Consider the following 24640-nt stretch of genomic DNA (forward strand, 5'->3'; position numbering starts at 1 on the left):
TGCGCGCGTTTGCAGACGTTCGACCCGACTGGACTGTGATCGGCAACAGGCTTACCTTGAAAGGCTGAATTCAACGCTGCATAAGGACCCAGCCATGAGCCGTATTTACGCTGACAACGCCCATTCCATCGGCAATACGCCGCTGGTCCAGATCAACCGCATTGCGCCGCGCGGGGTCACCATCCTGGCCAAGATCGAGGGGCGCAATCCCGGTTACTCGGTCAAATGCCGAATCGGCGCCAACATGATCTGGGACGCCGAAAGCAGCGGTAAACTCAAGCCGGGCATGACCATCGTCGAGCCCACCTCCGGTAATACCGGCATCGGTCTGGCCTTCGTCGCCGCTGCGCGTGGCTATAAATTGATGCTGACCATGCCGGCGTCGATGAGCATCGAGCGGCGCAAGGTCCTGAAAGCCCTGGGTGCGGAGCTGGTGTTGACCGAGCCGGCCAAAGGCATGAAGGGCGCCATCGAGAAAGCTGCGGAAATCGTCGCCAGCGATGCCGACAAATATTTCATGCCGGCGCAATTCGATAACCCCGCCAATCCGGCGATTCACGAAAAGACCACCGGCCCGGAAATCTGGAACGACACCGACGGCGCCGTCGATGTGCTGGTGGCTGGCGTCGGTACGGGCGGAACCATTACCGGTGTTTCGCGGTATATCAAGAACACCGCCGGTAAACCGATTCTGTCGGTGGCCGTGGAGCCGGCGTCTTCGCCGGTGATTACGCAAGCGTTGGCCGGTGCCGAGATCAAGCCTAGCCCGCACAAGATTCAGGGCATCGGCGCCGGTTTTGTGCCGAACAACCTTGATCTGTCGATGGTCGATCGCGTTGAGCAGGTAACCGACGAAGAATCCAAAGCCATGGCTTTGCGCCTGATGCAGGAAGAAGGGATTTTGTGCGGTATTTCCTGCGGTGCCGCGATGGCAGTGGCTGTGCGGCTGGCGGAGACGCCGGAAATGCAGGGCAAAACCATCGTCGTGGTGCTGCCGGATTCGGGTGAACGTTATCTGTCGAGCATGTTGTTCAGTGACCTGTTCACCGAGCAGGAGAACCAGCAGTAACCCGGTTGATTCAGGTCAGCCAGGGTTCAGGTGCTGCATGTTAATAAAGGCTTTGTTGCGTAATGCTTAACACTGAATCTTGTGTCGGGCGGTTTTTCCGCAGGCCGGTAGTGTTTATCATGGCCGGCTGCCATGCCGGGTAAAGGGCATTGCGCAGCGTTGTCTTTATTCAAGGAGTTGTTGATGACCGTTTCGTTTGCCGCCAAGGCGTTTGTGCTGTTGCTCTTTCTGGGCAGCACGCTCTATGTGCATTTGCGCGGCAAGGCGCGTTTGCCGGTATTGCGTCAGTTCGTCAACCACTCGGCGCTGTTCGCTCCGTATAACGCCTTGATGTATTTGTTTTCCGGCGTGCCGTCCAAACCCTATCTGGATCGCAGCAAGTTTCCGGAACTGGATGTACTGCGCGACAACTGGGAAACCATTCGCGACGAAGCGATGCACCTGTTTGACGAAGGCTACATTCGCGCCGCCGAGAAGAATAACGATGCCGGTTTCGGCTCGTTTTTCAAGAAAGGCTGGAAGCGTTTCTATCTCAAGTGGTACGACAAACCGCTGCCATCGGCTGAAGCCCTTTGCCCGAAAACCGTAGCGCTGGTCAGTGCCATTCCCAACGTCAAAGGCGCAATGTTTGCGCTGTTGCCGGGCGGTAGTCATCTCAATCCGCACCGCGACCCGTTCGCCGGCTCGCTGCGTTATCACCTCGGCCTGTCGACGCCCAATTCCGACGATTGCCGGATTTTTGTCGATGGTCAGGTCTACGCCTGGCGCGACGGCGATGACGTGATGTTCGACGAGACCTACGTGCACTGGGTCAAGAATGAAACCGATCAGACTCGCGTGATTTTGTTCTGCGACATCGAGCGTCCGCTGAGCAACCGCCTGATGACCCGCATCAACCGCTTCATCAGCGGCTGGCTTGGCCGCGCCACCGCACCGCAGAACCTTGATGATGAACGCGTCGGTGGGATCAACCAGGCTTACGCCTGGAGCAAGAGCTTCAGTGACCGTTTCAGCGGCGCGGTCAAACAGTGGAAACGTCGCCATCCCAAGGCCTACCGCGTCATGCGCCCGGTGCTGGCAGTGGTTGTGCTGACGTTGCTGGGGTATTGGTTATTTGGGTGAGACTCGATCAGACAATAACCGCTCTTTGAGAGCGGTTTTTTATTAGCGGAAGGAAGATGACGATCCGGCTAATACGCCGCTTGGACGGTATAGAGGTATAGCTCCCGAAAGAGGCTCCTGAATTTCGATTTGCTGGCTGCCGAATCGGCTTTGATTCGGATTGGCGAAACAAAGTCCGCACAGTTCACGATCAAACCAGATTGCCAAATCGAAGCTCATTGGTTCTTTGGCTTTCCATCGGACAATTTCCTCCCGGCAGAAATGCGGATCGAGCCATTGCTCATAAGCTTTCATCGCGGACGCATCAATAGCTTCGAAGCGAACCTTGGAATAATCAACGTCAACGATTGCGCGCGCCTCGAGTTCGCTGTGTCGTTTCGCAAATGTAACTGCGGCCCGCTTCCTCGCCTCCGACCGATAAACCTGATCCCGCAAATACGTCCGTTCCCTTGGCATATGATCTCTTGCATTCCCTGTCTCCTGACAATCCGTTGCCACCGCCAATTACCCTAATCACCCGGCACCGCGCTATCGCTGGCGGCCCTTTGCCCAAGTCATTGCAATCTGTGTCACGCGCTGGTTATAGTCGGCGCTCGTGAATCAGGCGATTCACGTTCCTCCTAACGAGATCCGCATCAATGCCTGCATCCCTCATCAACGCGGTAGTCGATTCAGCGGTCAACGCTGGCGTCGTGCCGTGCGGGAATCAGCAGCCGGTGCAGATCAGTCATTACCCTCCACCTGTCAGTAGCACGCCGGTGTGCGCAGTCGTATCGCCGCCGGGCGTTGGCGTCCGGGGCTGAACGGCAGTTTCTGCTGACCCTGCGCCCGCCAGAAAAACCTACTGGATTTCAGCTTCGGCTGAGTTGGCTTCTTGCCTGACTACAGGTGGTATTCATGTTTGTCCTTTCGAAACAATCCGCGCTCGCGGCGACGTCCACGAGCCTGTTCGTTCTGCTGTGGAGCAGTGGGGCGATTTTCTCCAAATGGGGCCTGGCCCATGCTTCGCCCTTTGCCTTTTTGCTGATTCGCTTCGCCATCGCCCTGTGTGGGCTGGTGTTGCTGGCGCCGCTGCTGAAATTGAAGCTGCCCAAGGGTGGCAATCCGATGCTGTTCGCGATCGCCACCGGTGTGGTGCTGTTGGGCGCCTATCAGATTTTTTATCTGTTGGCGCTGGACTGCAAAGTCACACCGGGCGTGATGGCGACGATCATGGGCGTTCAGCCGATACTCACCGTGGTCTTGATGGAGCGCCAGCGCTCGGCGAGCCGTATATTCGGTCTGGCGCTGGGGCTGGCCGGGCTGATCATGGTGGTTTATCAGGGCATCGGTCTGGCCGGTATGTCCTGGACCGGCATGCTGTTCGGTTTGCTGGCGCTGGCGAGCATGACGCTCGGTTCGATCATGCAAAAATGCATCACCGACAACCCGCTCGGCACGCTGCCAGTGCAGTACCTGGCCGGCCTGTTGCTGTGTGCGATGTTCGTACCGTTCCAGCGGTTTCACTTCGAGCACAGCGCAGGCTTTATTGTCCCGGTGTTATGGATGGGCCTGGTGGTCTCGGTGCTGGCGACACTGTTGCTGTATCGGCTGATCGCGCGGGGCAATCTGGTGAATGTCACCAGCCTGTTCTATCTGGTGCCAGCGGTGACGGCGGTGATGGATTACCTGATTTTTGGTAATCGGCTCGCGGCGTTGAGTGTGTTGGGAATGCTGCTGATCATTGTTGGATTGGTGTTTGTGTTCCGTAAGACCGGATAACAGAAAGACAAGCGGTGACTCTTGCGTCGCCATCGCGAGCAGGCTCATGCCTATAACCGGAATGCGTTCCCATGTAGGCATGAGCCTGCCGCGATGGCGATTTTGCCAACAAAGCGGATTACCGATTTACCATCTCGGCAGGCTTCACCACCGCCGGCTTCAACACCAGCCACAACGCTGCCGCAATCAGCACCCCGCCATAAATGTGCGCCATCGACAACGGCTCATCCAGCAACAGCGCGCCCCATAACACGCCGAACGGCGGAATCATGAAGGTGACGGTCATCGATTTCACCGGACCGATCGAGCTGAGCAGGCGGAAATAAATGATGTAGGCAAACGCCGTGCAGCCCAGACCCAGACCGAGCAGCGACAGCCAGACCTGCCAGCCGCCCCAACTGGCCGGCGGCGCAGTGATCACGCTGAAGGCGAACAGCGGCAGCAAAAACAAGGTGGCCCCGAGCATGCTGCCCAGTGCCGATAAACGGCTGTCCAGCCCACCGGCCTGATCCAGCCAACGCCGTGCGAGAAATCCGGCGAAGCCATAACACGTCGTCGCCAGCAGGCAGGCGACCGCGCCCATCAGCAATTGCAGGTCGAATGCTACGGGACCGGCGCGCATGAGCACGCCGACGCCGAACAGGCCGAGAAATACGCCGCCGAGCTTCGCGACTGTGAGCTTTTCGCTGAAGAACAACCCGCCAATCAGCACGCCCATCAGCGGCGTGGTGGCGTTGAAAATCGCTGAATACCCAGCCGGCAGCACTTGTGCGGCCACCGAATACAGCGTCGCCGGAATCCCCGAGTTGATCACGCCCAGCAACATCACGGTTTTCAGCTTGCCCTTGAAATCCCAGCTGATGCGCATCAGCCCAAGGATCACCAGCAGTCCGGCCGCCGCGATGGACACGCGAAAAAAACCGGTCGGGATCGTGCCGATCACTGGGGCAATGATGCGCATGAACAGAAAACTCGCGCCCCAGATAGCGGCCAGCGACAACATACGGAAAATATCGACAGGGCTCACGGCGGGCTCCTTCCTTGATCGGGACGAGAGTGTTGCCGAGCGTCCGGATCATGGCAACCGCTAATCAGGCATTTAATTCTGCCTGCCGGGGTGTCGGCACGAGAAAGCGCGTCAACGGTCAGCCCTGTATCGGTTTTGGCAGAAATTGCGCTTTTCCTGCGAGTGGTTCGGTGACTAAGCTCAGACGAACCGAATTCCCGCCGAGGTTTCACCTATGTCGCAGCAATGGCCAGCCACCGAGATCGCCCGGATGATCCTCGCCGGCTTCGACGATTACCGCGAGCATTTCCGCCGCATCACCGATGGCGCGCGGGAGCGCTTCGAACAGGCGCGCTGGCAGGAGGCGCAGGCCGCGTCAGCGGCGCGGATCAGTCTGTATGAAGAAAAGGTCGGCGAAACCGTCGCTCGCCTGCGCGAGTATTTCGACGAAGAAACCCTAATGAACGTCAGTTGCTGGCCCCTGGTGAAAAGCGCCTACATCAGTGTGATTGACCTGCGCTTTGACGATGAGCTGTCCGAAACCTGGTACAACTCGATTTTCTGCGGGCTGTTCAGCCACGACCTGATCAGCGACGGCTGCATGTTCATCCACACCACGCGCCCGAGCCTGCGCCGTGCACGCGCCGCGCAGACCCGCACCTACAAGCCGCAGGGCCAGTTGTCGGCCATGCTCGCGAGCATGTTTGCCGACTACCGCTTCAGCGAGAATTACGCCGATTTGCCTGCCGACTTGTTGCGGCTCGAAGCGCAATTGCGCGAAAACCTGCCGGACTGGGTCTGCAAGGACCCGGAACTGAGCGTCGAGCTGTTTTCCTCGGTGCTCTACCGCAACAAGGGCGCGTATCTGGTCGGGCGCATCTACACCCGTGATGAGCAATGGCCGCTGGTGATTCCGCTGTTGCACCGCGAAGGTCGGGGCATTCAGATCGATGCGTTGATTACCGACGAAGCCGATGTGTCGATCATCTTCTCTTTCACCCGTTCGTATTTCATGGTCGACGTGCCGGTGCCGGCCGAATTTATTGGCTTCCTGCGGCGGATTCTGCCGGGCAAGCACATCGCCGAGCTGTACACCTCGATCGGTTTTTACAAACACGGCAAATCCGAATTTTACCGTGCCCTGATCAATCATCTGGCCAACACCGACGATCAGTTCATCATGGCGCCGGGCGTGCGCGGCATGGTCATGAGCGTGTTTACCCTGCCGGGTTTCAACACGGTGTTCAAAATCATCAAGGACCGTTTCTCACCGTCGAAAAACGTCGACCGCGCCACGGTGATCGAAAAATATCGCCTGGTGAAGAGCGTCGACCGGGTCGGGCGCATGGCCGATACCCAGGAGTTTGCCGATTTCCGTTTTCCACTGAGCAAGTTCGATCCGGCGTGTCTGGAGGAATTGCTTGAGGTGGCGCCGTCCACGGTCTCGGTCGAAGGCGAAACCGTGCTGATCCGTCACTGCTGGACCGAGCGCCGGATGACCCCCCTCAACCTGTATCTGGAAAACGCCAACGACGCGCAGGTGCGCGAAGCGCTGGAGGATTATGGTCTGGCGATCAAGCAGCTGGCAGCGGCGAATATCTTTCCCGGCGATATGCTGCTGAAAAATTTCGGCGTCACCCGTCACGGGCGGGTGGTGTTTTACGATTACGACGAGATCTGCTTCCTGACCGAAGCCAACTTCCGCCACATCCCCGCGCCGCGCACGCCGGAAGATGAAATGGCGTCCGAGCCGTGGTACTCGATCGGGCCGCTGGATGTGTTTCCCGAAGAGTTTCCGCCGTTTCTGTTCGCCGATGCGGGGCAGCGCAAATTGTTTGATCAGCTGCATGGCGAGTTGTATGACGCCGATTACTGGAAGGGTTTGCAGGAAGCGATTCGGGCCGGGAAGGTCATCGACGTCTTTCCATACCGGCGCAAGGGCCGCGATAGTGAGTAACGCTTGGTCGGTCACCTGATCGTTCCCATGCTCTGCGTGGGAATGCCTCATCGGACGCTCCGCGTCCGCTTCTGGGACGCGGAGCGTCCCCGGCTGCATTCCCACGCGGAGCGTGGGAACGATCACTAAGGGCCGCGATAACGAGTAACAACCCATTGTAGGAGCTGCCGAAGGCTGCGATCTTTTGATCTTGATCTTCAAAAGCAAAATCAAGAGATCGCAGCCTTCGGCAGCTCCTACAGGGGAAGCAGGTCAACTGCAGGCAAATCTGCGACAATCGCCCCCTGCACAAATAGACGACCGAATTGCCTACCCGATGACCGACGAATCGCCCTCCATCGACAAACTGCTGAAAAACCTCGATCACGCCATGCTCGCCGACCGTCACCGGCTGCGGCGGCAGTTGCTTGAGCTGCGCAAGAAACCTGACGAGGCCAAACTGGCACAGTGGGTGGCGCGGATGCAGGCGTCCTGTGACCAAGTGTTGGCGCGCCGCGCGAGCCTGCCGGTGATTCGTTACGACGACAGTTTGCCGATCGCGGCCAAGCGCGACGAGATCAAAAAGGCCCTGGAGCAACATCAGGTGCTGATCATTGCGGGCGAAACCGGCTCGGGCAAAACCACCCAGTTGCCGAAGATCTGTCTGGAAATCGGCCGTGGCCAGCACGGCCTGATCGGCCATACCCAGCCGCGCCGGATCGCCGCGCGCAGCGTCGCCAGTCGCGTTGCTGAAGAGCTCGGCACACCGCTCGGGTCGCTGGTCGGCTATCAGGTGCGCTTCGAAGATCAGAGCGATGCCAACACCCTGATCAAGCTGATGACCGACGGCATCCTGCTCGCGGAAACCCAGAACGACCGCTATCTGGAACGCTACGACACGATCATCGTCGACGAAGCCCACGAACGCAGTCTCAACATCGATTTCCTCCTCGGCTATCTGAAAACCCTGCTGCCCCGGCGCCCGGACCTGAAGGTCATCATCACCTCGGCGACCATCGATCTTGAGCGCTTCTCCAGGCATTTCGATGACGCGCCGATCGTCGAAGTATCGGGCCGCACTTTCCCGGTGGAAACCTGGTACCGGCCACTGACGCTGGAGCAGGACGAAGAAGGCAACCGGGTCGAGGACGACCTCACCGTCGACCAGGCGATCCTGGCCACCCTTGACGAAATTGCCGCGCACGAGCGCAGCGAACGCCGCAGCCCCGGCGACGTGCTGGTGTTCCTGCCCGGTGAGCGCGAGATTCGCGACGCCGCCGACATGTTGCGCAAGGCCCAGCTCAAGCACACCGAAATCCTGCCGCTGTACGCGCGTCTGTCGCCGGCCGAGCAGCAGCGGATTTTCCAGTCGCACCCGGGCCGCCGCGTGGTGCTGGCGACCAACGTTGCCGAGACCTCCCTGACCGTGCCGGGCATTCGCTACGTGATCGACAGCGGCACCGCGCGCATCAGTCGCTACAGCTATCGGGCCAAGGTCCAGCGCTTGCCGATCGAAGCGATTTCCCAGGCCAGCGCCAATCAACGTAAAGGTCGTTGCGGGCGGGTCGAGCCGGGCATCTGCGTGCGTCTGTACAGCGAAGAGGATTTTCTCGGGCGTCCGGAATTTACCGACCCGGAAATCCTGCGCACCAACCTCGCCGCCGTAATCCTGCAGATGCTTCATCTGCGCCTCGGCGAAATTACCGCGTTCCCGTTCATCGAACCCCCGGACGGCAAGGCGATCAGTGACGGTTTCAACCTGCTGCAAGAATTGTCGGCGGTCGATCGCAACAGTCAGCTGACGCCGCTTGGTCGCCAGTTGGCGCGCTTGCCGGTCGACCCGCGCATGGGCCGCATGCTCTTGGAAGCGGCCAAACTTGGCAGTCTGCAGGAAGTGCTGATTGTCGCCAGCGCCATGTCCATTCAGGACCCGCGCGAGCGTCCGCCGGAGCGTCAGCAAGCGGCGGATCAGGCCCATGCACAATGGAAGGATCCGGATTCCGATTTCGCGGGGCTGGTCAATCTGTGGCGTGGTTTTGAAGAGCAGCGCCAGGCGCTGACCGCCAACCCGCTGCGCAATTGGTGCCGGAAAAATTTCCTCAATTACCTGCGTTTGCGCGAGTGGCGTGATTCGCATCGCCAGTTGAGCCTGATCTGCCGCGACATGCAGTTGAGCCTGAATAAAGAGCCGGCGGATTATCCGAAGCTGCACAAAGCGGTGCTGGTCGGTCTGCTCAGCCAGATCGGCCAGAAAACCGAAGACGGCGATTACCTCGGCGCGCGGCAGCGGCGCTTCTGGATTCATCCGTCGTCGGGCATCGGCAAGAAGCGCCCGCAGTGGTTGATGACCGCCGAACTGGTGGAAACCACCAAGCTTTACGCACGCATGGTCGCCAAGATCGACGCCGACTGGATCGAGCCGCTGGCCGGGCATCTGATCAAGAAAAACCACTTCGAACCGCATTGGGAAAAGAAGCGCGGCCAGGTCGTGGCCTTCGAGCAGATCACCCTGTTCGGGCTGATCGTCGTCGGTCGCCGCCCGGTGCATTACGGCCCGGTCGATCCGGTGGTCTCGCGTGAGCTGTTTGTCCGCGAAGGTCTGGTACGCGGCGAGATTCAGTCGCGGGCCAAGTGCCTCACAGCCAACAAGCAACTGCTCGAGCAGCTCGACGAACTGGAAGCCAAGGCTCGCCGGCGCGATATTCTCGCCGACGAAGAAACCCTCTACGCGTTCTACGATGCACGCCTGCCGGCGGAGATCCATCAGACCGCGACGTTCGACAGTTGGTACAAGGTCAACAGCCAGAAAGACCCGCAGTTGCTGATCATGCGCGAAGAAGACGTGCTGGCCCGCGAGGCCAGCGAAGTCACCGCCCGTGATTACCCGGACACGCTGCACTTCGGCGATCTGGAGCTGGCGCTGACTTACCATTTCGAACCCAATCACCCGCGCGATGGCGTAACCCTGCGCGTGCCGGCGCCGCTGCTGCCGATGCTCCCGCCGGAGCGTCTGGAATGGCTGGTGCCAGGCTTGATCGAGGCCAAGTGCATTGCCCTCGTGCGCAACCTGCCAAAAGCCCTGCGCAAGAATTTCGTGCCGGTGCCGGACTTCATCAAAGCCGCGTTGCAGCGCATGACTTTCGCCGAAGGTTCGCTACCGCAAGCACTCGGTCGCGAGCTGCTGCGCATGACCGGCGCACGGGTCAGTGATGAGGCGTGGGCGGAAGCCGCGCAGCAGGTCGAAAGCCACCTGCGCATGAATCTGGAAATCGTCGACGGCCAAGGCAAGTTTCTCGGCGAAGGTCGCGATCTGGCTGAGCTGACCGCACGCTTCGCCGAAGCCAGCCAAGCCGCGCTGGCGGTGCCACAGAGCGCGAAAAGTCAGCAACCGGTCGAGGCAAAAGTCTTCGCGCCGGTGGCAGAAAAGACCCAGCAAAAGATCGCCGGGTTGTCGATGACGGTGTACCCGGCGCTGGTGGAAGAGGGCGGCACGGTCAAGGAAGGGCGCTTCTCGACCCCGGCCGAAGCCGAGTTTCAGCACCGTCGCGCCTTGCAGCGCCTGCTCATGCAGCAACTGGCCGAGCCGGCTAAATTCCTGCGTGGCAAGTTGCCGGGGCAGACTGAACTGGGCCTGCTGTATCGCGAACTGGGCCGCGTCGATGCGCTGGTCGAAGACATTCTGCTGGCGAGCCTCGACAGTTGCATTCTCGAAGGCGAAGAGCCGTTGCCCCGTGACGGCGCCGGGTTGGCGGGATTGGCCGAGCGCAAACGCGGCAACTGGACCGAACACGCCGAGCGTGTCGCGCGTCTGACCCTGGAAATCCTGAAGATCTGGCACGGCCTGCAAAAACGCTTCAAGGGCAAGATCGATCTCGCCCAGGCGGTTGCGCTCAACGACATCAAGCAGCAGATCGGCAATCTGGTCTATCCGGGCTTCGTCCGAGAGACGCCGATGCAATGGCTCAAGGAGTTGCCGCGTTACCTGAAAGCGGTCGAGCAGCGTTTCGAGAAACTCGGTGCGCAAGTGCAGAAGGATCGGGTCTGGAGCGGCGAACTCGCGGGACTATGGGCGCAATACCAGGCCCGCGCGGCCAAGCATGCGCAGGAAGGCAAGCGCGATCCGCAACTGGAGTTGTACCGCTGGTGGCTGGAGGAATACCGCGTGTCGCTGTTCGCCCAGCAGTTGGGGACGAAAGTGCCGATCTCCGACAAACGCCTGAGCAAACAGTGGAGCCAGGTCGAACCCTGACTTCGCGCCTTGCAACGATCCTGTAGGAGCTGCCGAAGGCTGCGATCTTTTGATTTTGCTTTTTAAAGATCAAGATCAAAAGATCGCAGCCTTCGGCAGCTCCTACAGGGATCGCGATGAGCAGGAGAATGGCGCCAAAACGCTGGGTTTATGGCAAACTTCGCCACCATAAACGCCGGTTTCGCGACCCAGAGCCTTTGGCCGTGTCGCGCCGCGCAATAAAACGATGCCAGGTTTGCGTCCCCCGGATGGGAATAGACCCTTTGCGTGTTGGTACGACGGTTCCAGCACTTTCTGCCTGAACAGATTAGAGAAACGACCATGCATAACGTCGTCATCAGCGGCACCGGCCTGTACACACCGGCCAACAGCATTTCCAACGAAGAGCTGGTGCAGTCTTTCAATACCTATGTCGCCCAGTTCAACGCCGACAACGCCGAGGCCATTGCCAGCGGTGAAGTCCAGGCCCTGACCGAATCCAGCGCGGCATTCATAGAAAAAGCCTCGGGCATCAAAAGCCGTTTTGTCATGGACAAGGACGGCATCCTCGATCCGCAACGCATGGCCCCGCGCCTGCCGGAGCGTTCCAACGACGAGTGGTCGGTGCTCTGCCAGATGGCCGTCGGCGCGGCTGAACAAGCCTTGCAACGGGCCGGCAAAACCGCCGCCGACATCGATGGCGTGATCGTGGCCTGCTCCAACCTGCAACGCGCCTACCCGGCCATCGCCATCGAAGTCCAGGAAGCTCTGGGCATTGAAGGTTTCGGCTTCGACATGAACGTGGCTTGCTCTTCGGCGACGTTTGGCATCCAGGCCGCCGCCAACAGCGTGCAGTTGGGTCAGGCGCGGGCGATCCTGATGGTCAACCCGGAGGTCTGCACCGGGCACCTGAACTTCCGTGATCGCGACAGCCATTTCATCTTCGGCGATGCCGCGACTGCGGTGATCATCGAGCGGGCCGATCTGGCGACGTCCAAGTACCAGTTCGACGTGGTCAGTACCAAACTGCTGACCAAGTTCTCCAACAACATCCGCAACAACTTTGGCTTCCTCAATCGGGCAGCAGAAGAGGGCATCGGTGCCCGCGACAAACTGTTCGTGCAGGAAGGCCGCAAAGTGTTTAAGGACGTCTGCCCGATGGTCGCCGAGCTGATTGGCGAGCACCTGGAGGAGAACCAGCTCAACGTTGGCGACGTGAAGCGCTTCTGGCTGCACCAGGCCAACCTGAGCATGAACCACCTGATCGTGCGCAAGCTGCTCGGCCGCGAAGCCAGCGAAGAAGAAGCGCCGGTGATTCTCGACAGCTACGCCAACACCAGCTCGGCCGGTTCGGTGATTGCCTTCCACAAATATCAGGATGACCTGGCCTCCGGTTCGCTGGCGGTGCTCAGCTCGTTCGGCGCCGGCTACTCAATTGGCAGCGTGTTGCTGCGTAAACGTTGAAACACGTTAATTTCCTCTTAATCGCGTCGATCTTTCCTGGATTCGAAGCGGCTGAAACGCTGTAATTTTTCGGAAATCGCGGCAGGTAAATACCTGCCGCGTTCATTTTCGAAATCCGCACAAGGGGATTGATGGATGGCGGCTGACGACACCCAACTGCTCGAACGCTTGCTGGCGGGAGAGCAAAAGGCTTTCAAGGAATTGGTCGTCCAGTATCAGAGCGCCATGCGCGCAGTGGCTTATGCGATTGTCGGCCAGCGGCATGTCGAAGAAGTGGTGCAGGATGCCTGGCTGTCGGTAGTGCGCCATCTGGCCAGTTTCGAGGGCCGCTCCAGCCTCAAGACCTGGCTGCTGACCATCACCGCCAATTCGGCCAAGAGTCGCTACAAGCTCAATCGCCGGGAAGTACTGCTTGATGACCTGCCATCTCCTCACGGCTCTATCGACGACGAGCGGTTTTCTTCGCGCGACGGTCACTGGCTGGTCGCGCCGTTCGCCTGGCACCAGGACACCCCCGAAGCGCTCCTGACTGAAAACGAACTGCGCGAATGCCTCGAGCATACATTGCTGAGTCTTTCCGACTTGCAGAGCAGTGTCTTGCTGTTGCGCGAACGTCAAGGCCTGGAGCTGGAAGAGATCTGTAATCTTCTGGAGATCTCGCTCTCCAATGTCCGCGTGCTGCTGCACCGGGCACGCTTGAAGGTCTTTGCAACCGTGGAACATTTTGAGGAGACAGGGGAATGTTGACCTGCAAGGAGCAAGTGGCACGATCCAGCGATTATCTAGAAGGCCAATTGAGCTTTCGGGAAAAACTGATGGTGCGTCATCACCTGATGTTCTGCCCCAATTGCCGGCGTTTCATGCGGCAGATGCGCTTGATGCAGGCAACCCTGAAGGCGCTGCCGGAACAAGCGGACGAGAACGTCGATGCTTTGGCTGAACGCCTGGCTGAGCAACGACGAAAAGACAACCCCCTGTAGGAGCTGTCGAGTGAAACGAGGCTGCGATCTTTTGATCTTGCTTTTAAGATCAAGACCAAAAGATCGCAGCCTTCGGCAGCGCCTACAGGGGTTTTTTGCATCCTGCAGAAATAACCCAGTGCGAACGAAACGAACGGATGATGGGGATCGTCCCGCCCGCACCGGGCTATCAATTTTTTAGAACTTCGCTTCAGCATCCAGCTGCAGGGTGTTGGCATCTGCATCGCGCTGGCTGCGGCTGGCGAAGTCGGCCTTGGTCAGGAAGTACGTAGCGCCGACGGCGAAGTTCTTGTCGATGTCGTAACCGACCTTGAACTTGTGCCCGCGCGAACCGGTGGTGCCGTTGGCAAAGTCGGAGTCGGTGAAGGCGCCGACCACGGCGTTGCGCTGTACATCGCGATAGTTGTAATCGAGGTTGAAACCGAACACTTTCGACTTGGCCCCGAGCAACCATGCGGTGTCCTGATCGGTCACGGCATCATTGTTCTTCACGTACTGACCGTAGAACGACAGTGGCATCGGCAGGCCGCCAATGTCGACCTGGCTGAACCCTTCATACAGACGGAATTCATTGTTGGCCGAGTTGCCGTTGACGGCCAGGGCGCACGGCGTCGAGGTGCCGGTGCAACGGCTGTCTTCGTCGTTCTGATAAGCGTAAACGCTGCCGCCTACGGTCATTTTCAGGTTGTCAGTGATGTTGAAGCGGCTGCCCAGTTGGCCAGCGGTCAGGCGCAGGTCGTGGCGGAATTGCACGCCGTCGCCGTCAACGTTGTCCTTGAGGTTGTAGTTACCCAGGCTACCAAACAGCTCGGCGCTGCCGCCCAATGGATACTTGTAGGTGACGGCCAGACCTTCCGGGTTGATATCGCTGTCCCAGATCACGTCGCCCATGCTGACCCACGGTTGCAGCATCTTGCCGCCGATGATGTGCAGGTTCTTGATCTGGTCGGGATGGTAATCGATGTAGCCGAGGTCGAGCCAGATCTGCTTCTTGTCGAAGTAGTTGTCCTGGTCCTGGTTGGTCGAACGGGCATCGTCGCCGCCGCCGGTGGCAATACGGATGCCGGTGTCGACTTGCGGGTTGATTTCTGTGTAGGCGCCCAGACGGGCACGGATGCGCTGGCGATCCTTGTCGCGGCCGCCGTTGTTCGGCTCGCCGTCGATCTTGATGGTTTCCTGACGGATGCGCACATCGCCCTTGAACTGGGTCTTGGCCGCCCAAGCCAGTTTCTGGTCGAACAGGCTCTGTTCGTTGCTCTTCTTGGCGACCGCCGCCACTTGTTCGTTGGTTTCCTGCTGCGCCTGTTGGGCGATCTGCTGAGCCTTCTGATCCTTGGCCAGTTCTGTTTGCAGCTCGATGTACTGCGCCTGGGAAATCGACCCGTTGGCCTTGAGCATGTCGAGCAGTTTGGCGTCGACTGCAGCACTGGCCGGAACGCTCATGGCCAGCAACAAGCCGCCGCACAGGGCCGCTGCAGTTTTCGTGGAAGCAAGACGCATAGCAATCTCCGAAGATGAAGGGGATGGCTGAACCATCCTGGGCACAACCGACACGAAGGTCGGAAAACTGTGGCCGGGTTAGAACCCGACGCTCTAAAAACAGGCGCCAGTATCGCGATGGTTTATGACAGAGCGGTGGCACGGTGATGGCAAGATGATGACGATGCGTATCAGGCGTGAACTATTGAGTTAGAGCACTGTCGGCCGATTGAGCGTGTGCAACGGGGTCGCGATCAGCGATACTCGCCGGGCTTTGTCGCCAAGCTGTGGAGTGCCAGTGAATGCCGTTGCAACGTCTGCAAAACCTGTCGGAAATCGCCCCGGCCACTTGGGATGCGCTGGTGCCGGACAACCAGCCGTTCCTGCGTCACGCCTTTCTCAGCGCGCTGGAAGACAGCGCCAGTGTCGGCCCGCACTCGGGCTGGCAACCCGAGCATTTGCTGCATATCGAAGGTGATCGACTGGTTGCCGCGCTGCCCAGTTATCGCAAGTGGCATTCCTACGGCGAGTACGTCTTCGATCACGGCTGGGCCGACGCCTGCGCCCGTGCCGGCATCGATTACTACCCCAAACTGTTGACCGCCGTGCCCTTCAGCCCGGTCAGCGGTCCGCGCTTGCTGGCGGCGCAGGTCGAGGACGGTTTCGAACTGCTCAAGAGCTTGCCCGGGTATCTGCAGATCGAAGAACTGTCCAGCGCGCACATCAATTTCACCGATCCCTTCACCGATGCAGCGATGGCCGAGCAGCCGGGCTGGCTGCAGCGCATCGGCTGTCAATATCACTGGCAGAACCGTGCGTACCGCGATTTTCAGGATTTCCTCGACGCCCTCAGTTCACGCAAGCGCAAGCAGATGCGCAAGGAGCGCGAGCAGGTGGCGGGGCAGGGCTTTGACTTTGAATGGCTGCAAGGGCGTGAACTGGATGAGGCACAGTGGGATTTCGTTTACGCCTGCTATGCCAATACTTACGCGGTGCGGCGTCAGGCGCCGTACCTGACGCGTGAATTCTTCAGCCTGTTGGCCGAACGCATGCCCGAGGCGATTCGGGTGGTCCTGGCCAAACAGGGCTCACGGCCGGTGGCGATGGCGTTCAGTCTGGTCGGTGGTGACAGTTTCTACGGGCGCTACTGGGGATGCCTGGCCGAGTTCGATCGGCTGCATTTCGAGACGTGTTTCTATCAAGGCATGGATTACGCGATTGCCCACGGTATCCAGCGTTTCGACGCCGGGGCGCAGGGCGAGCACAAGTTGATTCGCGGCTTTGAACCGGTGATCACCCATTCCTGGCACTACCTGCGCCACCCGGGTTTGAAAGCGGCGGTGAAGGATTTCCTTCAGCAAGAGCGCGCCGGGGTTCTGGCGTATGCCGAAGAGGCCCGCACCGCGTTGCCTTATCGCCAAACATAAAGCAAAAGATCGCAGCCTTCGGCAGCTCCTACAGGAACCGGTGTAGGAGCTGCCGAAGGCTGCGATCTTTCGATCTTGAGGGCATCAATCGATGCCGACAAAGCCTCCGGTCTGGTGCGCCCACAATCGCGCATACAGGCCACGATGGGCGAGCAGTTCAGCGTGGGTGCCGCTCTCTGCGATCCGGCCGTTCTCCAGCACCACGAGGCGGTCCATGCGTGCGATGGTCGAGAGGCGGTGGGCAATGGCGATCACGGTTTTGCCCTGCATCAGCGTTTCGAGGCTTTCCTGAATCGCCGCTTCGACTTCCGAATCCAGGGCCGAGGTCGCTTCGTCCATGATCAGGATCGGTGCGTCCTTGAGCAGCACTCTCGCGATCGCGATGCGCTGGCGCTGGCCGCCCGACAGTTTCACCCCGCGCTCACCAACATGCGCATCGAAACCGCTGCGGCCTTCAGCGTCGGACAGCAGCGGAATAAACTCATCGGCGCGCGCCTTGTGCACCGCCTCCCACAGCTCGGCGTCGGTGGCGTCGGGTTTGCCGTAGAGCAAATTGTCGCGAATTGAACGGTGCAGCAGGGAGGTGTCCTGGGTGATCATGCCGATCCGTTCGCGCAAGCTTTCCTGGCCGACTTCGGCGATGTTCTGGCCATCGATCAGGATGCGCCCGCCCTCGACGTCGTACAGGCGCAGCAGAAGGTTGACCAGGGTCGATTTGCCGGCGCCGGACGGGCCGATCAAGCCGATTTTCTCCCCTGGTTTTATCGTCAGATTGAGGTCGCCGATGATGCCTCTCTTCTTGCCGTAGTGAAAATCCACGTGCTCGAAACGCACTTCGCCCGAGGCCACGGCCAGCGGTTTGGCCTGCTCGCGGTCGGTGACGCTGACCGGTTGCGAGATGGTGCGCAGACCGTCCTGAACCATGCCGATGTTTTCGAAGATCCCGGTGACCACCCACATGATCCAGCCGGACATGTTGACGATGCGAATCACCAGGCCGGTGGCCAGGGCAATCGCGCCGACGGTGATCAGCGACTGCGTCCACAGCCACAACGCCAGCGCCGTGGTGCCGACGATCAGCAAGCCGTTCATGGTGGTGATTGCCACGTCCATGCTGGTCACCACGCGACCGGCCATTTGCGCTTTGACGGTCTGTTCTTCGATGGCTTCCCTGGCGTAGTGCTGTTCGAAGTTGGTGTGGGCGAACAGTTTCAGCGTGGCGATGTTGGTGTAGCCGTCGACGATGCGCCCCATCAGTTTCGAGCGCGCGTCAGAGGCTTCCACCGAGCGCTCCTTCACCCGTGGAACGAAGTAATACAGCGCGCCGATGTAGGCGACGATCCACGTCAGCAGCGGGATCATCAGGCGCCAGTCGGCCTCGGCAAACAACACCAGCGAACTGATCGCATAGATCACCACGTGCCACAGGGCGTCCACCGCCTGCACGGCAGAGTCACGCAGCGAGTTGCCGGTCTGCATGATGCGCTGGGCGATGCGCCCGGCGAAGTCGTTCTGGAAGAAATTCAGGCTCTGCTTGAGCACGTAGCTGTGGTTCTGCCAGCGGATCATGCTGGTCATGCCCGGGCTCAGGGTCTGATGCACCAGCAGGTCGTGCAGGGCAAAGAAGATCGGTCGCAGCACCAGAGCGACCACCAGCATCCAGGTCAATTCGAGGGCGTGGTCGCTGAAGAAATTCGGGTTGGGCGTGCCTTGTGCAAGGTCAATGATGCGGCTCAGGTAACTGAACAGCGCCACTTCGATCAGGGAGGCAAACAAGCCGATGACGAGCAGGGCGGCGAAACTCGGCCAGACCTGTTTCAGGTAATAAACGTAGAAGGGCCAGACGCGGTCTGGGGGAGACGCCGTCGGGGCGTCGCGGAAGATATCGATCAGTTGTTCGAAACGGCGATAGAGCATCAGATAACCGCCCGGAATCCGGGCTCTCCTTTTATCAGTGCGAGCGGCGCAGGCTCAGCCCGGCGCCGCTCGATATGCCCGGCGAAACTCAGTCGATGCGCTTGGCCGACTTGATGATCACAGGGTCGACAGGCACGTTTTGCATGCCGCTTTTGGTGGTGGTCTGCGAGTTGACGATGATGTCCACGACATCCATGCCCTTGACCACTTTGGCGAACACCGCGTAACCAGCGTCACGGCCCGGATCGAGGAATGCGTTGTCGGCAACGTTGATGAAGAACTGGCTGGTCGCCGAATCAGGGTTGGAAGTACGCGCCATCGACAGGGTGCCACGAACGTTGTGCAGGCCATTGCTGGCCTCGTTCTTGATCGGCGCTTTGGTTTCTTTCTGTTGCATCTGCTGGGTGAAGCCGCCGCCCTGAGCCATGAAGCCCGGGATCACGCGGTGGAAAATGGTGTTGTTGTAGAAGCCGCTGTCGACGTATTCAAGGAAGTTCTTCGTGCTGATCGGTGCCTTGACCGGGTCCAGTTCGATTTCGATCTGGCCGTTGGTGGTGTCCAGCAGCACGTGGGGCGCCTTGGCCGGGGTAGCAGCCATCAGGTTGGCGGCAAACAGTACGGAGCCGGCGGCGAGGGCGAGTTTTTTCAGCATGGGTCAGTGATCCTGAGAGTGAAGGTCGGCTGAGGCGAGAAAATCCAGCAGCGTGTGATTGAAACGTTCGGGTTGATCGAGCGGGGTGGCATGACGCGAGTCGGCAATGACCACCAGCTGCGCATCCGGCAACAGTTTTACATAGGTTTCTTTTAACGCCACCGGTGTGTAATCACGGTCGGCGCTGATGACGAGCGTTGGACAGGACACCCGGGAAAGTCGTTCCTGAACGCCCCAGCCCACGATCGCATCGAAGCTGGCGAGATAAGCACGTTTGTCGTTTTTTGCCCAGCGCTCGGCCATTTTTCGTCGCAGGTCGGCCTGTTCCGGTTTGGGGAAAAGTTTGCTGCCGAGGGCTTTGCCGATGGTTTCCAGGCTGAGCAGGCGCATCAGGCTCCAGCGTTTTAACCACTGCCAGTAATCGTCGCGGCTGCGCAATTTGACCTCAGGTGCGCTGTTGACGATGGTCAGGCTCTTGAGCGCTTGCGGCTGATCAACGGCCAGCTGAAAGCCGATCATCGCGCCCATCGACAGCCCGACGTAGTGCACCTGACCGAGACGCAAGTGTTCGATCAAGGCCGACAAATCGGCGCTGAATGCGGCAATGCTGTAGCGCTCGCGGGGTTTGTCCGAGCGCCCGTGGCCGCGAATGTCCGGGACGATGACCCGGTAGTGCGCGGCCAGCGCGGGGATCTGCATTTCCCAGTCCAGTGTGCTCGAACCGAGCCCGTGAACCAGCAGCAACGGCGCGCCGTGGCCATATTCCTCGTAGTGCAGGTTGCAACCTTCGTGCTCGAAATACGCCATCGGTGAGCTCCGTGTCAGGCTTGTTCGGGGGCGGCGAACGGTGCGTCCAGCGGCAAGGTGTCGAAGGTGCGCAACAGCTCAATGAGGATTTGTGTGGCCGGCCCCAGCGGTTTGTCCTTGTTCGAATACAGATAAAAGCTGGAGTTGCGCCTGCCGCCCCGATCCAACGGTAGCAGCTTGAGCGAGCCATCCTTCAGTTCCCGGTCGATCATGTGTCGCGGTAGCCAGGCAAAACCCAGGCCGCTGCTGACGAAGGTCGCGGCGGTGGCGAGACTGCCGACGGTCCAGCGCTGTTCGGCTCCGAGCCAGCCGACATCACGCGGCTGCTGGCGGCCGGAGTCGCGGATCACCACTTGCATCTGGGTTTCCAGATCCTGAAAGCTCAGTTCGCGATTGAGCCGGTGCAGCGGGTGATCAGGGTGGGCGACGGCGACGAACTCGACATCACTCAACTCCGCACCGAGGTAGCCCGGAATGCTCAGGCCGGTGATAGCCAGATCCGCCACGCCTTCAAGCAGCACTTCCTCGACGCCCGACAACACCTCTTCGCGCAGACGCACGCGGCAGCCGCGACTCTGCGGCATGAACGCGGTCAGAGCGCGGACGATCCGCGCGCTCGGATAGGCCGCATCCACCACCAGCCGCACTTCGGCTTCCCAGCCTTGCTCCATGTGATGGGCAAGGTCTTCCAGTTGACTGGCCTGTTTCACCAGTTGCCGGGAACGGCGCAGCAACACGCCGCCGGCCTCGGTGAGTACGGCTTTACGGCCGTCGATGCGCAGCAACGGCACGCCGAGCTGATCCTGCATGCGCGCCACGGTGTAGCTCACCGACGATTGCGAACGGTGCAGGGCCTCGGCGGCCTGGGCGAAACCGCCGTGGTCGACCACGGCCTGCAACGTTCGCCATTGATCAAGGGTCACGCGGGGCGCTTTCATCAATAGCTCCTCTTGTCCTAAGCTGGCCGTCCCTCATGGAGACTGCCGAATGAAAAAATTCTGTTGTGTGCTGCTGGCGCTGCTGCCGTTGACCGCGTTTGCCTATCCGATCGATGTGCAAAAGGATCTCAATGGCATGAAGATCGATTACGAGACGTTCGATACCGACAACGACATCGGCTCGATCCGGGTGGCCAACTATGGTGATGTCGATGCGACCTGCCGTGCGGTGTTCAGCAATGGGCCGGAAGCGCCACGCACACGCAGCATCGATGTCCCGGCGGGCAAACATAAAAACGCCACGGCCAAGTTCACCCGCGAGATCATCAAACTGCGGATCAAACTGACTTGCACCCCGAAATAACACCGGATCCATTGAACGACACTGGATTTATTGTGGGAGCGGGCTTGCTCGCAAAGGCGGTGTGTCATTCAAAGATGATGTGGCTGAAACTTCGCCTTCGCGAGCAAGCCCGCTCCCACACGGGAACATAGGTTTAGCTTATAAACGAATTAATCGATGGATTACAGCGGATATTTGCGCTTTTTCATCGAATAGGCTCTGTTTAACCTTCACTCCATCGACCTACAACATATTCGGATGGAGGCTACACAGCATGTCCCGCGTTCTGATCATCGAAAGCAGTGCCCGCCAGCAAGACTCGGTTTCCCGACAACTGACCCAGACGTTCATCGCTCAGTGGAAAGCCGCGCACCCTGCCGATCAGATCACCGTGCGTGACCTCGCCGTGAACCCGGTGCCGCATCTGGACGCCAACCTGCTGGGTGGCTGGATGAAACCCGCCGAGCAGCGCAACGACAGCGAGCAAGCGTCGCTGGATCGCTCCAACCAATTGACTGATGAACTGCTCGCCGCCGATGTGCTGGTAATGGCGGCACCGATGTACAACTTTGCTATTCCGAGCACGCTCAAGGCCTGGCTTGACCATGTACTGCGTGCCGGCGTGACCTTCAAGTACACCGAGACCGGTCCGCAAGGCCTGCTCGGCGGCAAACGTGCCTTTGTGCTGACTGCGCGTGGTGGTGTGTATGCCGGTGGTCCGGCGGATCATCAGGAGCCGTACCTGCGGCAGGTGATGGGTTTCATCGGCATCAATGACGTGACCTTCATTCACGCCGAAGGCATGAATCTGGGTGGCGACTTCCAGGAGAAGGGCCTGAATCAGGCCAACGCCAAGCTGTCCCAAGTCGCCTGATATGTTAATCGCCAGATAATCGCCGATTGTTTAAGTGACCTGGCGCAACCCCTTCAAGGTCCCACGCGCATCGAACCTCCCTTTGCACTTTTGCTCCTGAGTGCTGTAGCCCGATTGAACGCTTTAGCGAGATCGGGCTTTTTTTTGCCTGCGATATTTTCTGCTTCAAACAATCCCTCTGTAGGAGCTGCCGCAGGCTGCGATCTTTTGATTTTAAAAAAACAAGATCAAAAGATCGCAGCCTGCGGCAGCTCCTACATGGGGATTTGTGTTGGTTCCAGAAAGTAAAAACCGCTATCGTCGCCGCCATTCGATTTTCGAGGCGAGCATGGGCTATCTACTTTTTGTCACGCTGATCCAAGCGTTTTCCTTCAGTCTGATCGGCGAATACCTGGCCGGGCATGTCGACAGTTACTTCGCGGTGCTGGTGCGCGTAGTGCTGGCCGGGCTGGTGTTTATTCCGTTGACGCGCTGGCGCTCGGTGGAGCCAGCGTTCATGCGTGGCATGTTGCTGATCGGCGCGCTGCAGTTTGGTGTGACTTACGTCTGCCTGTACCTGAGCTTCCGCGTGCTGACGGTGCCGGAGGTTTTGCTGTTCACCATTCTAACGCCGCTGCACGTGACGCTGATCGAAGACGCACTGAACCGCCGCTTCAATCCGTGGGCACTGATTGCTGCGCTGGTCGCAGTCGGCGGTGCGGCGGTGATTCGGTTCGACAGCATCAGTCCTGACTTCTTCATAGGCTTCCTGCTGCTGCAACTGGCCAACTTCACCTACGCTGCCGGGCAGGTGTTGTACAAGCATCTGGTGGCAAAACATCCGAGTGATCTGCCGCATTACCGGCGCTTCGGCTATTTCTATCTCGGCGCACTGGCGGTGGTGCTGCCGGCGTTTCTGCTGTTCGGCAAGTCGAACTTTCTTCCGGAAGCGCCGCTGCAATGGGGCGTGTTGCTGTTCCTCGGGCTGGTGTCGACGGCATTGGGTTTGTACTGGTGGAACAAGGGCGCGTGCATGGTCAACGGCGGCACGTTGGCGGTGATGAACAACCTGCATGTGCCGGTGGGGTTGTTGTTGAATCTGTTGATCTGGAATCAGCATGAGGAACTGGGGAGATTGTTCCTTGGAGGGAGTGTGATTCTGGCGGCCGTGTGGATCAGCCGATTGGGCATCCGCAAATCCCCGGCCACCGCATAACGTCTGGCTGATAAATCCCCTGTGGGAGCGGGCTTGCTCGCGAAGGCGTCAGGTCAGGCAACATCCTTGCTGATTGACCCACCGCTTTCGCGAGCAAGCCCGCTCCCGCATTTTTGGTTTTGTGGAGGGTTACATGACATGTTTTTCCGGCTCAGCAAGACTCGCCGAGCCCAATACCGCTGGCAGCAGCCCGGCGCGCAAATCCCCGCCACTCGGCTGCTGATAGAGGCTCAAGCCAAACTCCGGCAGCACCGCCAGCAGATAGTCGAAAATATCCCCCTGAATCCGCTCGTAATCGGCCCACACCGTGGTGCGGGTGAAGCAGTAGATTTCCAGCGGAATGCCCTGCGCGGTGGTCTGCATCTGGCGGACCATGCAGGTCATGTTCGGCTGAATCTCCGGATGGCTCTTCAGATACGCCAGCGCATAGGCGCGAAAGGTGCCGATGTTGGTCATGCGCCGACGGTTGGCCGACATGGCTGCGACATTGCCCTGCGCCTCGTTCCAGGCTTTGAGTTCGGCTTTCTTGCGGCCCATGTAGTCGGTCAGCAGGTGCACTTGTGAGAGTTTCTCCTCCTCGTCGTCGCGGATGAAACGCACGCCGCTGGCATCGATGAACAGGCTGCGCTTGATCCGCCGACCGCCGGATTGCTGCATGCCGCGCCAGTTCTTGAACGACTCGGACATCAGCCGCCAGGTCGGAATCGAGACGATGGTTTTATCGAAGTTCTGCACTTTGACCGTGTGCAGGGTGATGTCGACCACGTCGCCATCGGCGCCGACTTGCGGCATCTCGATCCAGTCGCCGACGCGCAGCATGTCGTTGCTGGTCAGCTGCACGCTGGCGACGAACGACAGCAGCGTGTCCTTGTACACCAACAGAATCACCGCCGACATCGCACCCAGACCCGAGAGCAGCAACAGCGGCGAGCGGTCGATCAGCGTGGCGACGATGATGATCGCGCCAAACACGTACAAGACCATTTTCGCCAACTGCACGTAGCCTTTGATCGAGCGCGTGCGGGCATGTTCGGTACGCGCGTAGATGTCGAGCAAGGCATTGAGCAGGGCGGTGACCGCCAGGAGCATGAACAGGATGGTGAAGGCCAGGGCGACGTTGCCGAGAAAATTCATCGCGGTTTTGCTCAGCTCCGGCACCAGGTGCAGGCCGAACTGGATGACCAGCGACGGCGTCATCTGCGCCAGCCGTTGGAACACCTTGTTGTGGCGCAAGTCGTTGATCCAGTGCAGCGCGGGTTGGCGGCCGAGCATGCGGCTGGCGTGCAGGATCAGGTAGCGCGCCACTCGTCCGAGCACCAGCGCGATTACCAGCAACACCAGCAATGCCAGCCCCGATTGCAGCAGCGGGTGTTCTTCGAGTGTGCCCCAGAGGTCCTGAGCTTTGAGCCAGAGCTGTTTGATATCCATGAGCGAAACGTTTC

Annotated in this window: 20 protein-coding genes; 12 read left to right on the top strand and 8 right to left on the bottom strand. The window is 59.6% G+C overall.

The features are described from left to right. The first annotated feature begins 94 nt into the window (after window positions 1-94). Both cysK and CXF97_RS11250 read left to right on the top strand, forming a co-directional pair. Window positions 95-1069 carry a cysteine synthase A gene (gene cysK / locus CXF97_RS11245; RefSeq protein WP_101158556.1) on the top strand — a complete coding sequence of 325 codons (975 nt, stop codon included), beginning with the start codon at window positions 95-97 and terminating at the stop codon, window positions 1067-1069. A gap of 183 nt (window positions 1070-1252) precedes the next feature. After that, complete coding sequence (locus CXF97_RS11250; protein WP_101158557.1) at window positions 1253-2191, top strand: aspartyl/asparaginyl beta-hydroxylase domain-containing protein; 939 nt, start codon at window positions 1253-1255, stop codon at window positions 2189-2191. Window positions 2192-2233: 42 nt separating this feature from the next. Here CXF97_RS11250 and CXF97_RS11255 read toward each other — a convergent pair whose 3' ends face one another. After that, a complete protein-coding gene (locus tag CXF97_RS11255) occupies window positions 2234-2647 on the bottom strand; it encodes a hypothetical protein (protein ID WP_101158558.1) in 414 nt (137 codons plus the stop codon). A 441-nt stretch (window positions 2648-3088) separates the two neighbouring features. On the opposite strand from CXF97_RS11255, the gene CXF97_RS11260 reads away from it, so the two are divergent. Further along, complete coding sequence (locus CXF97_RS11260) at window positions 3089-3952, top strand: DMT family transporter (RefSeq protein ID WP_101158559.1); 864 nt, start codon at window positions 3089-3091, stop codon at window positions 3950-3952. A 118-nt stretch (window positions 3953-4070) separates the two neighbouring features. Here the strand turns inward: CXF97_RS11260 and CXF97_RS11265 are convergent, their stop codons facing one another. Continuing rightward, window positions 4071-4979 carry a DMT family transporter gene (locus CXF97_RS11265; protein WP_101158560.1) on the bottom strand — a complete coding sequence of 303 codons (909 nt, stop codon included), beginning with the start codon at window positions 4977-4979 and terminating at the stop codon, window positions 4071-4073. 214 nt (window positions 4980-5193) lie between these two features. Here CXF97_RS11265 and aceK point away from each other — a divergent pair, with 214 nt between their 5' ends. The 5 genes from aceK (at window position 5194) to CXF97_RS11295 (ending at window position 13566) form a co-directional block, all read left to right on the top strand. Continuing rightward, window positions 5194-6915 (top strand): bifunctional isocitrate dehydrogenase kinase/phosphatase, encoded by a 1722-nt coding sequence (gene aceK / locus CXF97_RS11270; RefSeq protein ID WP_101158561.1) that lies wholly within the window; start codon window positions 5194-5196, stop codon window positions 6913-6915. Window positions 6916-7231: 316 nt separating this feature from the next. After that, entirely contained in the window at window positions 7232-11143 is a 3912-nt protein-coding gene (gene hrpA, locus CXF97_RS11280; RefSeq protein ID WP_101158562.1) for an ATP-dependent RNA helicase HrpA, read from the top strand. A gap of 321 nt (window positions 11144-11464) precedes the next feature. Beyond that, window positions 11465-12586 (top strand): beta-ketoacyl-ACP synthase III, encoded by a 1122-nt coding sequence (locus CXF97_RS11285; protein ID WP_101158563.1) that lies wholly within the window; start codon window positions 11465-11467, stop codon window positions 12584-12586. 135 nt (window positions 12587-12721) lie between these two features. Continuing rightward, the gene (locus CXF97_RS11290; RefSeq protein WP_101158564.1) at window positions 12722-13333 is read left to right on the top strand and encodes an RNA polymerase sigma factor; all 612 of its coding nucleotides are present in this window, start codon (window positions 12722-12724) and stop codon (window positions 13331-13333) included. Continuing rightward, window positions 13327-13566 carry an anti-sigma factor gene (locus tag CXF97_RS11295; RefSeq protein ID WP_101158565.1) on the top strand — a complete coding sequence of 80 codons (240 nt, stop codon included), beginning with the start codon at window positions 13327-13329 and terminating at the stop codon, window positions 13564-13566. Before CXF97_RS11290 ends, CXF97_RS11295 begins: the two co-directional genes overlap by 7 nt. A gap of 177 nt (window positions 13567-13743) precedes the next feature. Here the strand turns inward: CXF97_RS11295 and CXF97_RS11300 are convergent, their stop codons facing one another. Next, a complete protein-coding gene (locus CXF97_RS11300; RefSeq protein WP_101158566.1) occupies window positions 13744-15066 on the bottom strand; it encodes a putative porin in 1323 nt (440 codons plus the stop codon). A 281-nt stretch (window positions 15067-15347) separates the two neighbouring features. Here CXF97_RS11300 and CXF97_RS11305 point away from each other — a divergent pair, with 281 nt between their 5' ends. Beyond that, window positions 15348-16472, top strand: coding sequence for a GNAT family N-acetyltransferase (locus tag CXF97_RS11305; RefSeq protein ID WP_101158567.1), 1125 nt, complete (start codon window positions 15348-15350; stop codon window positions 16470-16472). Between the two features lie 84 nt (window positions 16473-16556). On the opposite strand, the gene CXF97_RS11310 is transcribed toward CXF97_RS11305, so the two are convergent. The 4 genes from CXF97_RS11310 to CXF97_RS11325 form a co-directional block, all read right to left on the bottom strand. Next, window positions 16557-18389, bottom strand: a complete 1833-nt coding sequence (locus CXF97_RS11310; RefSeq protein ID WP_101158568.1) for an ABC transporter ATP-binding protein — start codon at window positions 18387-18389, stop codon at window positions 16557-16559. 88 nt (window positions 18390-18477) lie between these two features. Continuing rightward, entirely contained in the window at window positions 18478-19041 is a 564-nt protein-coding gene (locus CXF97_RS11315) for a peptidylprolyl isomerase (protein ID WP_041478824.1), read from the bottom strand. Between the two features lie 3 nt (window positions 19042-19044). Further along, a complete protein-coding gene (locus CXF97_RS11320; protein WP_101158569.1) occupies window positions 19045-19848 on the bottom strand; it encodes an alpha/beta fold hydrolase in 804 nt (267 codons plus the stop codon). A gap of 14 nt (window positions 19849-19862) precedes the next feature. Then, the gene (locus CXF97_RS11325; protein WP_101158570.1) at window positions 19863-20786 is read right to left on the bottom strand and encodes a LysR family transcriptional regulator; all 924 of its coding nucleotides are present in this window, start codon (window positions 20784-20786) and stop codon (window positions 19863-19865) included. Window positions 20787-20835: 49 nt separating this feature from the next. Here CXF97_RS11325 and CXF97_RS11330 point away from each other — a divergent pair, with 49 nt between their 5' ends. From CXF97_RS11330 to CXF97_RS11340, 3 genes are all read left to right on the top strand, one after another. Next, window positions 20836-21150 (top strand): 3-phosphoglycerate kinase, encoded by a 315-nt coding sequence (locus tag CXF97_RS11330; RefSeq protein WP_101158571.1) that lies wholly within the window; start codon window positions 20836-20838, stop codon window positions 21148-21150. Between the two features lie 253 nt (window positions 21151-21403). Next, entirely contained in the window at window positions 21404-22003 is a 600-nt protein-coding gene (locus CXF97_RS11335; protein WP_101158572.1) for an FMN-dependent NADH-azoreductase, read from the top strand. 328 nt (window positions 22004-22331) lie between these two features. Further along, entirely contained in the window at window positions 22332-23198 is an 867-nt protein-coding gene (locus tag CXF97_RS11340) for a carboxylate/amino acid/amine transporter (protein WP_101158573.1), read from the top strand. Window positions 23199-23327: 129 nt separating this feature from the next. Here CXF97_RS11340 and CXF97_RS11350 read toward each other — a convergent pair whose 3' ends face one another. Next, window positions 23328-24626: a mechanosensitive ion channel family protein gene (locus CXF97_RS11350; protein ID WP_101158574.1), complete on the bottom strand. Its 1299-nt coding sequence runs from the start codon at window positions 24624-24626 to the stop codon at window positions 23328-23330. Window positions 24627-24640: the final 14 nt, after the last annotated feature.

It is taken from the genome of Pseudomonas sp. Choline-02u-1 (assembly GCF_002836515.1).
Classification (GTDB): domain Bacteria; phylum Pseudomonadota; class Gammaproteobacteria; order Pseudomonadales; family Pseudomonadaceae; genus Aquipseudomonas.